Genomic DNA, 13,217 nt, shown 5'->3' with positions numbered 1-13,217 from the left:
GGAGGCGTTCGTCAAGTCGAACGAGCAGACTTCTGGAGCGAACACGTGGCAGACGTGGCAGACGTGGCCGACGACGGCGCGACGGAGGACGCGGTGACCGGGAGCGGCCGAGCGGGCGGACCCAATCCGATCGAGCTGATCGCGGTGTCCATCCGCCGGGAGCGCGAGCGGACCGGCCTGTCCATGACCGAGCTCGCCAAGCGCGCCGGGATCGCCAAGTCCACGCTCTCGCAGCTCGAATCGGGCACCGGCAACCCCAGCGTGGAGACCCTGTGGGCGCTGGGCGTCGCCCTGGACGTACCGTTCAGCCGGCTGGTCGACCCGCCCCGGCCCGTCGTCAAGGTGATCCGCGCCGGCGAGGGCCCGGTCACCCACTCGGAGCGCGCCGACTATTCGGCCACCCTGCTGGCGTCCTGCCCGCCGAACGCCCGCCGGGACATCTACCGGATCGAGGCCCAGCCCGGCGAGGCCCGCACCTCGGACCCGCACAACCCCGGCACCACCGAACACCTGCTGCTCAGCGCCGGACGCGCCCTGGTCGGCCCCGCCGAGGACCCGGTCGAGCTGGCTCCCGGCGACTACATCGCCTACCCGGGAGACACCCCGCACATCTTCCGCGCTCTCGTGCCGGACACCACCGCGGTCATCGTCATGGAGCACACCTGAGCCCGGGCCGCAGCGCCACGCACCGCGCCGGCCGGCCCCCGCGGGTCACCCGCCGGCGCCAGCCTGCTCCGCCAGGACGGCCTCGAACACGGCCCGTAGCGCGAGGCGCTCCGCGGCGGTCGGCTCGGGCCCCGCGTGCGGCACGGCCGCCGACGGGTTGACCACCGCCGTCAGGTCCGACCCCGGCGGGGGCGTGAGGGCCTGCAGGAGGCGGGGCAGACTGTCGGCCGGCGGTTCACCGACGCGTTCGAGCCACCGCCGGAGTTCGACGGTGAGGTCCGTCCGCGGCAGCGGCACCGCGCCGTCGGACGCCGCCGCCTGCCGGGTGTGGTCGTCGCCCCAGAGGCACAACTCCCAGCCCTCCCAGCCGGGCAGCGGCCAGGGAAGAAGGCCGAGGACGGGGACGGTGGTCCACACCCCGATCGTGCGGGTGAGCTGGTCGAAGTGGATGCCGCTGTCCGGCATCGCGGTGAGCACCGGCGCGGGGGCGTCGTCGGGCAGCAGGCCGAGCAGGGCCTCGCCGCCGCCGAGCTGCTCCACGACCTCCGCCCAGGAGCCCCAGGCGCGCACCCGGCCGTCCGGGCGCCGGACCGTCAGCAGCGTGCAGGTCTCGTCCTCGCCGGGCGGCCACCAGTGCGGCTCGTGGGCCTCCGGGGGCTTCGCGGCGCCTCGGCCGAAGCCCCGGCCGAGGCCGAGGTGGTCGTGCAGGTCGCCGAGGCCGTCGGAGGCCCAGCGGATCTCCCAGCCGGGCCAGGTCCTGGCCAGCACCGCGGCCTGCGCGGCGTACCGGGCCCAGCCGAACGTCTCGTCGCAGTACCAGAGCAGCGTCCTCCGGTCGTGGTCGACCAAGGCGGCGCCCTCGCACCACACGTCGTCGAGCCAGCCGTCCGGGTCGGTCCGCAGGGCGTCGTCGACCCGGCTGTTGGCCCGGAAGCACCGGCCGGCCGCGGCCGGCCCGTGGGCCAGGTCGGTCGCCACCCGGCCGGCGCCCCAGTGCGACCGGTGGAGCGACCAGTCGCCGCCCTCCACCACCACGTAGTTCGCTCGTGATCCCATGGTCCGGAACGTTAACCCGATGCCCGCAAACGGCCGACGGGATTTTCCGGCGGTGCCCGGCCCGGCGCCGCCGCTGTCCGGCCGGGCCCGACCGCCCCGGCGGCGATATCCGGTCAGACCCCGCCGGCGCCGGTGACGGACAGGCGTCGAGCGCCTACGCTCCGGACTATGCCAAGGACAAAGTTACGGAGTCTCAGGCTTACCGCGTTCTTCCTCCTGCTGATCGGCCTCGTCGGCCTCTCCCAGCCGGCCCGGGCCGCCACCTCGACCGTGCCGTCCTACTTCGCCATGTCGGCCGACCGGACCTCCGCCCACCCCGGCGAGAGCGTCACGGTGACCATGACCTTCACCAACAACCGGACCACCGACGTGCAGTTCGTCTTCCAGTCCTTCCAGCAGACCTACGAGACCATGCTGGCCGTCTCCGCCGGGCTGACCTACAGCTGGACGGACTGCACCGACGACCAGGGCAACGCCTGCACACCCGGTGTGGCGCCGGGCTTCACCGCCCTGATCCGTCCCGGCGAGTCCCGCACCGCGACCCTGACCTACCGGATCGGCGCCGACAGCAACTGCGGCGGCCCCATCAAGCTGGGCTTCTACTCCTACGTCTACTACGAGTGGGCGGGCGGGGCCGGCACCGAGGACGGCCTCAGCCACACCGGCGACACCTTCGTGAACTGCACGACGTGACGGCCTGACGCGACCCACGCCGTGGACGGCCCGGGCCGACCGCCGACTCCCGTCCGCCCCCTGCTCTCCCAGGAGGGCGGACGGGACCTCCCCCGCAACCCGCAACCCGCAACCGGTCACCCGCCACCCGCCACCCGCCCGGCGGGCCTCAGCCGTGAGCGGTGTCGATCACGCAGAAACGGTTGCCCTCCGGGTCGGCGAGGACGACGAAGTCGGGGTCCTCCGGGTAGCTGTCCCAGTCGACCCGGACGGCGCCCAGCCCGACCAGCCGTTCGACCTCGGCGGCCTGCTCGGCCGCGTCGTCCGCGTACAGGTCGAGATGGACCCGCGGGTGCTCCTGCACCGGCGTCACGCTCCGGCCGAGCGCCACCGGCGTGCCCGGCCCGTCCGGCGGCACCAGGACGACCCAGTCCTGCGAGGGCTCGCCGTCACGCGGGACGTACCCGAGGGCCCGCCCCCAGAACTCCGCCGCCCGCCGTACGTCCTGGGCGCCCAGGACCACCGTTCCGATTCTCAGCATGACCCGATTGTGCCGCCCCCGACCGTCCGTCAGGTCGGCTCCCGTGCAGCGGCTCTCGTGGGCCGGTTCTCCTGCGCCGGCTCTCGTGGGCCGGCTGCCGGCCGGGGTGTCCGCCGGGCCGTTTGTCAGTGCCGGCCCGTAGATTGTCGGACGGATCCGGACACCGCGTCACAGCGACGGTCACGGGTCGGATCACCTACGTCGTCCACGGCGCCGGTCCCGCGACCGCCGTCGGCCGGGATCCATGATGCACGTGACCACCAGCAACGACAGTCAGGACGAACCGCGATGACCGAGCCGGTCAAGGGCCCCGCCAGCTACTTCCCCTCGATCGAGAAGAAGTACGGCCGGCCGATCAGCGAATGGAAGGACCTGATCCGCGCCTCACCGCTGACCAAGCACATGGAGCTGGTCTCCTGGCTCAAGACCGAGCACGGGATGGGACACGGCCACGCCAACGCCCTGGTCGCGCACACCCTCGCGGAGGACGCCGGCAAGTAGGCCGGCGGCGGAACGCCCGTGGCCGGGCGGGCCCGTCGGCCCACCCGGCCGTCGTGGCGTCAGCAGTTCGACGGGGCCTGGCTCCCGGCAAAGCGGTCGGCGATCCAGGACAGGTACTCCTGCTGCGCCTCGAACGGGATCGTGTTGTGGGTCGCGCCCTCGTACGTCGTGTACTCGACCGGCTGGCTGAAGCCGCAGGCCCGCCTGATGTACTGCTCGGTGGAGTGAGGGTTGATCACGGTGTCGGCCGTCCCCTGCATGACCAGCACCGGCGCCACGGTGGTGACGTAGCCCGGCGTGTTCTCGTGGAAGCGCTGGTGCCAGCTGTCCGGCACCTCGCGCAGCGGCTTGAACAGGGTGTCCAGCTGGTGCGCGTCGCCGACGTTGTTCTGGATCACGTCGGCGAAGTGCTCGATGCAGGCGACCCCGTCACCCTCCAACGCCTGGATCCCGGCGGGTTGGAGCACGTCGGTGGCCCGCAGCTCCGGATAGGCCGCGAGGAACCCCCGGTAGACGTTGATCCGCAGCGCCGCGTTGTGCGACTCGGAGGAGTCGTTGCGCGGACCGGGCGGGACGAGGCCGGCGAACTGCGGGCCGAGGTCGGCCGCCGGTGCCAGCGCGGCCACCCCCACCAGGTCCAGGCCGGGGCTGTAGGCCGGGGTGTCCTGTCCGACGAACAGCCCGGCGCCGCCGCCCTGCGACCAGCCCAGCACCGCCACCTTCTTGCCCGCGTGCACCGGCCGCAGCTGCTGGGCGGCGGTCACCGAGTCCAGCACGTTGTGCGTCTCGGTGGCACCGACCACGTACTGGTGGACGCCCGGCGTCCCCAGGCCCTGGTAGTCGGTCGCCACCACGACGTCACCGGCCGCCAGGAACTGGGTCAGCGCGGGCACGCCGACGTCGATCTGGAACGGGCTGTCGTACGTGAAGTAGTCGACGAGATCCCGGGCCGGGTTCGGCGCGGCCGAGGGCGCGCACTGGCGGGGGCCGCCGACCGTCCCGTGCGCCCACGCCACCACGTTCCGGCCGCCGCGCGGCGCCGGCCCGTCCGGCCAGGCCACCAGCCCGGACACGGCGACCCGGGTGCCGTCGTGCAGCGTCGACAGGTACAGGATCTTGCAGGCCCGGGCGCCGTCCGGCGCCTCGATGCGGTGAGCCCGGATCAGGTCACCGTGCCGCCCCCGGGGCAGCGGCGAAGGCGGTTCGTAGAACGCGTCCCCGTCGGGCCCGGCCGGCACTCCCGGCGCGCACTGCGCCGAGCGCTCTCCCCCGACTCCCCCGCCGGTGGCGGCCGCCGTGCCCGTGCCCAGCCCGGGCAGGGCGAGAAAGGTCACCAGGGCAGCCGAAGTGACTGCCCGTAGCCAGGCTCTCATCAGGATTCCCGTCGCTCGAAGCCGCCGTTCGGCCCCCGGCCGGGGGCGTCCGACCTGCTTGTCATGGTCGAGCCGAGAGTACTGTCCGCTGACCATAGCAGCACTTATCGTGCCAATACGGGCGTGTTGCCTCGGCCGGTGAGCGGGCAGGGCCCCGACCTCGCCAGAGGCCGGTCGATCGCGCCCGGCTGGCCGAGGTCGTCGACAGCAGGCCGTCATCACGTCAGGGTCGGAAACACGACGAGGCAGACCCTCTCGATCGGCTGGCCGCCGACCACCGGAACGTTGCGCATCCGAGAGGGACGGCCGTCCGGCCCTCGGGCCCGCCTACGGCGACGCCGGCAGCGAGCGGCGTGGAACTGCCCTGGCCATGTGGTGAGTACTTGGATGTGTCGGCTGAGCGTCCGGGCCATCGGGTTCGAGCCGACTTTCGGAGGAAGCCCTTGCGCTGCCGATCCGGCCAGGTCACCCCTCTACGAGATGTCCTGGCCGGATCGGGGGCGACGCAACCCCCTGCGGAGACCGGACTACTGCAGCGAGATGGCGTTCCAGTCCCAGTTCGCCGAGGACGGCACCGTGTAGCTGGCGTCACCGAAGGTCTGGATCAGACCGTTGGCGTCCGCCAGACCCGTCCGAAGACTGATCGAGTTGTCACCGTGGTGGTACATCAACGCCAGGTCCGTACGGTGATCACCGTTGAAGTCACCCGAGACCAGCTTCATGCTCGCCCAGTCCCAGTTCCCCGCTGGCACCGTGTAGCCCGAGTTGAACGCCTGCAACTTGCCCGCCGCATCCGTCAGCGACGTGTAGAAACCGATCGCCCCGTCCCCATGGCGGTACGGCATGATCAGGTCCGCCCGACCGTCACCATTCGCGTCACCCGCGAACAGCGAGATGGCGTTCCAGTCCCAGTTCGCCGAGGACGGCACCGTGTAGCTCGCCTCACCGAAGGTCTGGATCAGACCGTTGGCGTCCGCCAGACCCGTCCGAAGACTGATCGAGTTGTCACCGTGGTGGTACATCAACGCCAGGTCCGTACGGTGATCACCGTTGAAGTCACCCGAGACCAGCTTCATGCTCGCCCAGTCCCAGTTACCGGCAGGAACCGTGTAGCCCGAGTTGAACGCCTGCAACTTGCCCGCCGCATCCGCCAGCGACGTGTAGAACCCGATCGCCCCGTCCGCATGGCGGTACGGCATGATCAGGTCCGCCCGACCGTCACCATTCGCGTCACCCGCGAACAGCGAGATGGCGTTCCAGTCCCAGTTCGCCGAGGACGGCACGGTGTAGCTCGCCTCACCGAAGGTCTGGATCAGACCGTTGGCGTCCGCCAGACCCGTCCGAAGACTGATCGAGTTGTCACCGTGGTGGTACATCAACGCCAGGTCCGTACGGTGATCACCGTTGAAGTCACCCGAGACCAGCTTCATGCTCGCCCAGTCCCAGTTACCGGCAGGAACCGTGTAGCCCGAGTTGAACGCCTGCAACTTGCCCGCCGCATCCGCCAGCGACGTGTAGAACCCGATCGCCCCGTCCGCATGGCGGTACGGCATGATCAGGTCCGCCCGACCGTCACCATTCGCGTCACGATCGGTGACGGCCCGCAGGACGGTCTGCTGGATCCAGCCGGCGACGTCGTCGGTACGGGTGCTGAACGCGCCGTTGCGCGCGGCCTCGGTGCTGCCGAGGCAGCCGTTCTGCCAGGAGGTGCTGCTGATCGCGGCGAGTTCGGCCTTGCCGTTGACCTCGCGGACAGCCGGGCCGCCGGTGTCGCCCTTGCAGACGCTCGCCCCGGCCGGGGCGGTGCCGGTGATGTCGACGCCGGTAGCCTTGACCGCATCCACCCTGAATGCTGCCGTGTGCAGCTGGTTGGGCACCCACTCCGTCTTGGTGCGGCCGAATCCCGCCACCCGCAGGCTCTCCCCGGTGGCGGGTGCGGCGGTCGCAATGGCGAGCGGCGTGACATCGTCGACCGGTGTCGCGAGGCGCGCCAGCACCAGGTCGCGGTCGGCGCGCGGTACGAGCTCCACGATGTCGACCACATGCCCGGCGGTCGTGGTGAGGTCGGTGCGGCCGATGGTCGCCGTGGTCTTGATCGCCGGAGCGCCAGCCGGTACCGAGAAGCCGGGCGCGGGGTTCTCCGCGAAGCAGCTCGCGGCGGTCGCCACCCAGATGCGGTCGATCAGTGCACCGGTGCAGGCGCGCTTGCCGGTGCCGATGTCGAGCTTGACGGTGTAGGCGTAAGAACCGGCCGTGGCGGTGTCACCGGCCAGAGCGCTGGCGGAGCCACCGGATCCGGCGGTCAGGGCACCGGCGGCGACGGCGGCCGCGAGCAGGCCGGCCCTCCAGGCCGCGGGTGTCTTGCTGTCGAACATGTGATGAACCCCCATGTAGGAGTCAAGCGTGAAAGGTCGGGAAACTCGACCTACGAAGGACTGCAAATCAGCCTGAAAGCCGGAAATCGGTCGCAGACACCGACTTCCGAATCGGGGCGGTCAGGCGGTGACGCGCAGTTCGAGCAGGACGGTTGGGCTCCCGCCCTGTACGCCCTCACCGACGCCCTTGAGCTCGTCCTTCGCGACGTTGACGGTCTGGGTCTGCCCATTGGTCGTGATACTGGCCGTCAGAGCCCGGTCATCGGTCTCGATCCCGAAGACCTCCGGGACGGAGAGGGCAAGGAATCCCGTGGACGAGGTGGCGTTGAAGCAGATCCGATAGCCATTCGGCTGGGTCTTCGGGAGGCGGGTCGAGATCCTGATCTGGGCCGTGCTGCAGTCGGCGGCGAGGGTGATGTGACCGTCTCCGCTGGTGAGCGTTGCTCCGGTGTCCTGCAGGATCTTCGCCGCGTCAGGGTAGGCGAAGTCCTCAACAGCATAGGGCGCTGCCGAATTGTCCACGGGCGCCGAGTCGGCCGAGGCCAGCGTGGACGTCCCCAGCAGAGCTGCCGCTGCTGCGGCAACTCCGGCAAGCAGCCACCTATGTATGCGAAACGACATGAGACCCCTTTCGGATCACGGAATTACACGAGTACATTCAAATAAAAGCAAAACGGACATACGTCACCGGTTCGACATACCGCCAAGTATCACACCCACCTGACGGCATGTCGCACCTTCATACATCATCACCATAGATCATGGCAGTGCACGAGAATTCCGAGGGCCAACTTCCCCTTCGAGAACTCTTGACCTACAGTGCAGCTGACACATCGTGCCCTGACGGACATTCTGTTCAACCGTCAACTGCGCCTCCAGATCGCTCCTTCCCGCTATGCTCGCCGCGCCGGTATTTGACGGACCGCGAACGTTAGGGGTTACCGTGAGTCCAGGTATGGATCAGGCATTTCGAGTGCGGGAAGGACTCATAGGTACGCGACTTTTGTGTCGCATACTGCTTCCTTTGGTACTTCTCGTCGGCCTTGTCTCAGCAACACCGGTTGCTGCGGACGAGGTTCCTCCGCTCACGGACAGAGGGCGGGTCCTCGCACTCTGGGATGCGGGTGGCACGGCCGTGAAGGCTGCGGCAGAGGCCGCGTTGGCCGGGTCGGATGCAGATGTGCGCCGGTTCCTGGACAGCGAGCAAGCAGTCGCCCAGGTGCAGGACGACAAGGCGCAGGCGATGCAAATGGCCACGGTCGGCGGCCGTGGCGTGCGTGAAGCCGCGAAGACCGCTCTGGCCGGGAGCCCGGCCGACCTGGCGTCGTTCCTGAAGACCGGCTGGCAGACACCACTGGAGGTGGATCAGCGCGTCCAGGCCACCCAGGTGACCACCACAGGTGGGCGCGGGGTACAGGAGGCCGGGAAGGCCGCACTGAACGGCACGATCGACGATGTCCGGGCCTTCCTCAACGCTGGGCAGTACCCACTGCACGAGGCCGACGACCGAGTCCGGCTGATGCAGATCGTCAGCGCCGGCGGTGCCGCCACCCAGGCTGCGGCCAAACTCGCCATGAACGGCTCCGATGAGGATGTTCGCGAGTTCCTGTCCGTCGGCCAGTACGTTGCGCGCGCACGCGACCAAGAGTTCACCTCCGTAGCCCAGTTGGCTCAGCAGGCCAAGGACGCCAGTGCCCAAGCCTCGCGGGAGACCGAGGCGGCGAAGGATGCGTCGGAACGAGCCGTGGGGGCAGCGGAGTTGGCCAAGCAAGCGGCCGCACAGGCCGCATCGGAAACCGAAGCTGCACGGAACGACTCCGCAAAGGCGGCGAGCGCCGCCGGCCGGGCCGCGGACGCGGCGAACCGGGCGGCCCAAGCCTCCCAGGCTGCCATCGACGCTGCTCGTGCGGCCAACAACTCGGCCCGGGTGGCCGCGAGCGCCGCCATGCAGGCGGCGAACGCAGCAGCAGGTGCCGCAAAGGCAGCCAGCCGAGCGCGCAATGCGGCTGCCGGTGCGGCTGCCGACGCCAACCAGGCCGGCGCGGCGAGGGAGGCGGCAGAGGCCGCGCGCACCGCCGCGAGCGGAGCGACCGCAGCGGCCGCAGCGGCGGATCAGGCAAGCGCTGCTGCAAAGGCGAGCGAGGATGCAGCCAAGGCAGCGCGTGGTGCCGGCATCAACTCGTCCGCCGCGGCGGACTCGGCGGACCAGGCCGGAAACTTTGCCGACCAGGCGGGTGCGCAGTCGACCAAGGCCAGGCAAGCGGCGGAGGCCGCCCGGCGCCAGGCGAAGGAGGCGACACGAGCGGCCACTGCTGCCGAAGCGCTCGCACACGAAGCGACTCAGGCCGCAGCGGAAGCACGGGACGCAGCCAAATCCGCCGCTTCCCATGCCTCTGCTGCCGCACAAGCTGCTGACGAAGCGGCCCAGCACGCCGGCGACGCTTCCACCGCCGCGGCGCAGTCCACGGCTCATGCCGCAGCAGCGAAGGTGGCTGCCGACGCGGCTGCGGAAGCGGTCAATGAGGCCACGCGGGTTGAGGACCTCGCGCGCAGGAGCGAGGCCGAGGATCTCAACTCGCGTACCGCGAACGCGATCAATGTGGCAAGGGATGCCAAGGCCGCCGATGACGCTGCCAAGGCGGAGCTGACCCGATCGACGCAGGAGGCAACACAGCTGGACGCCGAGGCTGCCCAGCTCGCGGCCAACGCCGTGAAGCCCGGGGCGGATGTCCAGCAGATCACCTCGGACGGCCGCAGGGTGGCAGTGATCGCCTTGAAAACCCGAGGAGCATGGAGCAAGCAAGCCGCACGGGCAGCACTCGCAGGCTCGGACGGCGGAGTCCGGGACTATGTGCGGACCGGCTGGCAGCAGGCTGCCCAACTCGACGAGCGCGCGCGGGTGGAGAACCTCGCAGTCAATTCCGAGCTGACCGCTGTGCGGACCGCGGCGACAAATGCCCTGAAGGGAAACGCGACAGATGTCGCCGCTTTCCTGAAGAGTGGTCAGTACGACGCGGCAGGCCTCGACTACCGGGTCGCAGTCGTCCAGGCCGTGAGTGCCGGTGGCCGAGGCGTCAAGGAGGCCGGCCAGGCCGCGCTCAACGCCAACACGACGGAGGCGCTGCGACAGTTCATGACCACCGGACGCTACAACGCCCAGGAAGCCGATGACCGGGTCCTCGCGACCCAACTCGTGAGTGGCGGCGGTCCGGAGGTCAAGGCTGCCGCGTCCATCGCGCTTGAGGGACCGCCGCAACAGTTGCGTTCCTTCATTCAGTCAGAGCAGTTCACCGCGCAGCGCAAGGACGATCTCGCCAGCACACACATCGCTCAGGTCCAGGAGCTGCTCTCGGAAGCCGCCGGCGCGGCCGCACTCGCCCAGCAGAATGCTGCACAAGCTGCCCAGGCCGCGGCGACTGCCAACCATGCATCCGAAGAGGCAAAGGCCTACGCCGCACAGGCTCAGCAGTCCGCCGCACAGGCCGCCGACTTCTCGGCGCAGGCGCAGCAGTCCGCAAACCAGGCCCAGCAGTCGGCCACCAAGGCCCAGCAGTCGGCGAAGACGGCGGCCGCGGCCAAGGTTGCGGCTCAGCGTGACGGCGACAGGGCCGCCAACTCCGCCTCGCGTGCCAACGTCTCGGCCGCACAGGCCAGGGTGTCTTCGCAGTCCGCCTATCGTGCGGCCAGCGAAGCCCGCGCCTCCGCGGAGGCTGCTGGCAAGGATGCCGCCGCGGCTGACGCGGCCCAGAAGGAGGCATTCGACACCTACGTTGCCAAGCAGCGCCAAGAGGACGATCTCCGTATCCAGGAGGAGGAGAAGCGCCGGAAGGAAGAGGAGCAGATCCCCGAAAGCATCCGGTGGCAGCTGCAGATGATGCGGGAGGGGCCGATCGTTGCACAGCCCAAGCCCAACGCCCTCCAGGACGGGTTCGGCTGGATCACCGGGCTCGGCGAACGCACCGTCAACTACAAGGCCGGCGACGAGTTCACCGAGCAGCTGCGCAAGGACCACTCGATGGATGTGGTCAGGAAGCGGATTCTCGACGGTATTGCGGCAGGCAAGACGAAGGAGAAGGGAGGCTACTCGGTCCTGGGTGAAGAAGGTGTCGACCGGTTGATCACCGATGCCACCGATGTGCTGACCCTCGGCGGAACCGCCTGGCTGAGCAAGATCGGATCGGGTGGCAAGTACGGAAGCTCGACGTCCATCTTCGTCGGGTCCTACGACTATTCGTATGAGATAGTCTCGCGGGACACCCAGACCGGGAAGGCAGAAGTGACGATCACCGTCAAGAACGACACCACCTTCAACTCCCTGGTGCACCCTCCGATCTTCCGCGATGCCTGGGACTCCTGGATCGGCGGTCCCATCAACTCGGTCGCTGACTGGGTCGGCGGCCCCATGTCGACGAAGACGCAGATCGCCACCTGGAACGAGACCTTGGACACCCGATGAAGAAGGCCATCCTTGCCAGCGTTCTCGGCCTCGCACTGGCCCTCGTAGCTGCTGCCTTCCTGTTTCTGAACCCCTTCGGCGGTTCGGCCAGCGCCGAGGACCTCATCGGCTCCTGGCGAGGCGACCAGGGAGCACAGTTGATCTTGAACGGGGACGGTTCGCTGAAGGCCGTGAAGGTCCCGACCAACTTCTCGATCGAGGGCGGTGCGCCGGTCGACCCGTTCACCGGCAGCGGGAAGTGGTCCTTGCAGAAGAAGGCGAACCTGGTCGACCAAGAGATCGAAGTCACTCTTGGCGAGGCCGACGGAGCGAAGACGGGAATTCGCCTGAGAATAATGGGCGAGGGCGCCGGTGACGGCATCTACATCCCGATCTCCGAGGATTCCCCCAAAAAATTCAAGTTCACAAAAACTCCCTGACCCTGGATGTACGTGACGGCCTACCGATTCGGTGGGCCGTCACGCCATTTCGGCACCTCCTACGAAGGCTTTCGGGCGGCTTCGGCGTACAGCTTCGCCGCCGTGTCCCGGTCGCCGTCGCGCACGTGGAAGTAGGCGGCCGCCGCGCGGTTGAGCCGAACAACCGGGCTCCCGGGCCCCCGGGCCCCGGGGCCCCCGGGCCCCGGGGCCCCCGGGCCAAGCGTGCAGTTCGTCGTGCCACTCCACGATCTGCACCCAGTCGGTTTCCTCGGTGGTGAGGCGTCGGCGTGCAGGCCGCGACGGCGGCCTGAGGCCAGGAACCCGCCCGGCCGGTGGCAGAGTCGTCCATTTACTGGGCGTGTACAGAGATCTCCTCCGGCGTCCACCGCTCCATCCCCCCACGTCGTCGACCGGGGCCAGGGCGCCGCAGTAGGGCTTGAGCAGGAGCTACCTGGCGATGGCACGCCGTCGCAGGAAGTTGCCGGGCCGCTCGGTTGGGGCGGCGTTGGTGGGCCGTTGGTGGGGCGCGGGAGAGTGCTGCTCGTCGATCGATTCCGAGCAAGGAGAGCCTCTCGTGGCCCGCAGGACCCTCAAGCGACGCAGTGTGTTCCTCGTGGCGGCGGTCGCGCTCGCCAGTGTCGGTGCGCTGGGCGGGAGCGCCCAGGCCGAGCCCGGGCAGTCGTACATCGGGCCGGGCAAGCCCAACGAGTACGAGGGCGTCATGTGCACCCAGATCCTCGCCAACATGCTGCACTGGCAGACCGGTTACCACGTCGTCGCGGAGGACGGGCACTTCGGCCCGGACACCTACGGGGCGATCAAGGCCGTCCAGAAGTGGGCGAGCCTGCCGCAGGACGGCATCGTCGGCCCGCAGACCGGGACGGTGCTGCTGGAGTCCACCAAGGACGGCGACGGCAACGGCTGCTACTGGCACCTGCCCTCGTACAAGTGACCTCCGGACCGGCGGGAAGGCTGCTCTCCCGCCGGTCCGGCTCCCCGGGGGGTCGGGGCGTCGCCGAGCCGCTCCGGCGGACGCCCCCGCTCACCCCTGAGGCCGCCGCTCCCCTCCGTAGCGGGGAGCGGCGGCCTCAGACCGTTCGGGGGCACGGTCCGGCCGGGCGCCGGCCGGCGCCCGGTCCGGGGCGATTCCCGGCGCCC

The 13,217-nt window shown here is 69.6% G+C and carries 11 protein-coding genes; 6 read left to right on the top strand and 5 right to left on the bottom strand.

Going from position 1 to position 13,217, the window contains the following annotated elements; translation table 11 throughout:
• Window positions 1-183 precede the first annotated feature (183 nt).
• Complete coding sequence (locus tag J2S46_RS27965; protein WP_191292527.1) at window positions 184-666, top strand: helix-turn-helix domain-containing protein; 483 nt, start codon at window positions 184-186, stop codon at window positions 664-666.
• Window positions 667-711: 45 nt separating this feature from the next.
• On the opposite strand, the gene J2S46_RS27960 is transcribed toward J2S46_RS27965, so the two are convergent.
• The gene (locus J2S46_RS27960) at window positions 712-1,722 is read right to left on the bottom strand and encodes a hypothetical protein (RefSeq protein WP_191292503.1); all 1,011 of its coding nucleotides are present in this window, start codon (window positions 1,720-1,722) and stop codon (window positions 712-714) included.
• A gap of 168 nt (window positions 1,723-1,890) precedes the next feature.
• On the opposite strand from J2S46_RS27960, the gene J2S46_RS27955 reads away from it, so the two are divergent.
• A complete protein-coding gene (locus tag J2S46_RS27955; protein ID WP_191292502.1) occupies window positions 1,891-2,415 on the top strand; it encodes a hypothetical protein in 525 nt (174 codons plus the stop codon).
• 148 nt (window positions 2,416-2,563) lie between these two features.
• On the opposite strand, the gene J2S46_RS27950 is transcribed toward J2S46_RS27955, so the two are convergent.
• A complete protein-coding gene (locus J2S46_RS27950; RefSeq protein ID WP_191292501.1) occupies window positions 2,564-2,935 on the bottom strand; it encodes a VOC family protein in 372 nt (123 codons plus the stop codon).
• 288 nt (window positions 2,936-3,223) lie between these two features.
• Between J2S46_RS27950 and J2S46_RS27945 the strand changes: the two genes are divergently transcribed.
• Window positions 3,224-3,436 carry a DUF4287 domain-containing protein gene (locus tag J2S46_RS27945; protein WP_191292500.1) on the top strand — a complete coding sequence of 71 codons (213 nt, stop codon included), beginning with the start codon at window positions 3,224-3,226 and terminating at the stop codon, window positions 3,434-3,436.
• Between the two features lie 59 nt (window positions 3,437-3,495).
• On the opposite strand, the gene J2S46_RS27940 is transcribed toward J2S46_RS27945, so the two are convergent.
• From J2S46_RS27940 to J2S46_RS27930, 3 genes are all read right to left on the bottom strand, one after another.
• Window positions 3,496-4,770 (bottom strand): lipase family protein, encoded by a 1,275-nt coding sequence (locus tag J2S46_RS27940; RefSeq protein WP_191292499.1) that lies wholly within the window; start codon window positions 4,768-4,770, stop codon window positions 3,496-3,498.
• 566 nt (window positions 4,771-5,336) lie between these two features.
• Window positions 5,337-7,184: a trypsin-like serine protease gene (locus J2S46_RS27935; RefSeq protein WP_307351506.1), complete on the bottom strand. Its 1,848-nt coding sequence runs from the start codon at window positions 7,182-7,184 to the stop codon at window positions 5,337-5,339.
• A gap of 120 nt (window positions 7,185-7,304) precedes the next feature.
• Window positions 7,305-7,805, bottom strand: coding sequence for a hypothetical protein (locus J2S46_RS27930; protein WP_191292497.1), 501 nt, complete (start codon window positions 7,803-7,805; stop codon window positions 7,305-7,307).
• 403 nt (window positions 7,806-8,208) lie between these two features.
• Between J2S46_RS27930 and J2S46_RS27925 the strand changes: the two genes are divergently transcribed.
• The 3 genes from J2S46_RS27925 to J2S46_RS27910 all read left to right on the top strand — a co-directional run bounded on the left by J2S46_RS27925 (window position 8,209) and on the right by J2S46_RS27910 (window position 13,011).
• Window positions 8,209-11,640 carry an ALF repeat-containing protein gene (locus J2S46_RS27925; RefSeq protein ID WP_191292496.1) on the top strand — a complete coding sequence of 1,144 codons (3,432 nt, stop codon included), beginning with the start codon at window positions 8,209-8,211 and terminating at the stop codon, window positions 11,638-11,640.
• Complete coding sequence (locus J2S46_RS27920; protein WP_191292495.1) at window positions 11,637-12,059, top strand: hypothetical protein; 423 nt, start codon at window positions 11,637-11,639, stop codon at window positions 12,057-12,059. The genes J2S46_RS27925 and J2S46_RS27920 overlap by 4 nt, the downstream gene beginning before the upstream one ends.
• A gap of 574 nt (window positions 12,060-12,633) precedes the next feature.
• Complete coding sequence (locus tag J2S46_RS27910; RefSeq protein WP_229913104.1) at window positions 12,634-13,011, top strand: peptidoglycan-binding domain-containing protein; 378 nt, start codon at window positions 12,634-12,636, stop codon at window positions 13,009-13,011.
• Window positions 13,012-13,217 lie beyond the last annotated feature (206 nt).

The sequence above is a fragment of the Kitasatospora herbaricolor genome (assembly GCF_030813695.1).
GTDB classification, from domain to species: domain Bacteria; phylum Actinomycetota; class Actinomycetes; order Streptomycetales; family Streptomycetaceae; genus Kitasatospora; species Kitasatospora herbaricolor.
This window is presented reverse-complemented; position numbering and strand designations above follow the sequence as displayed.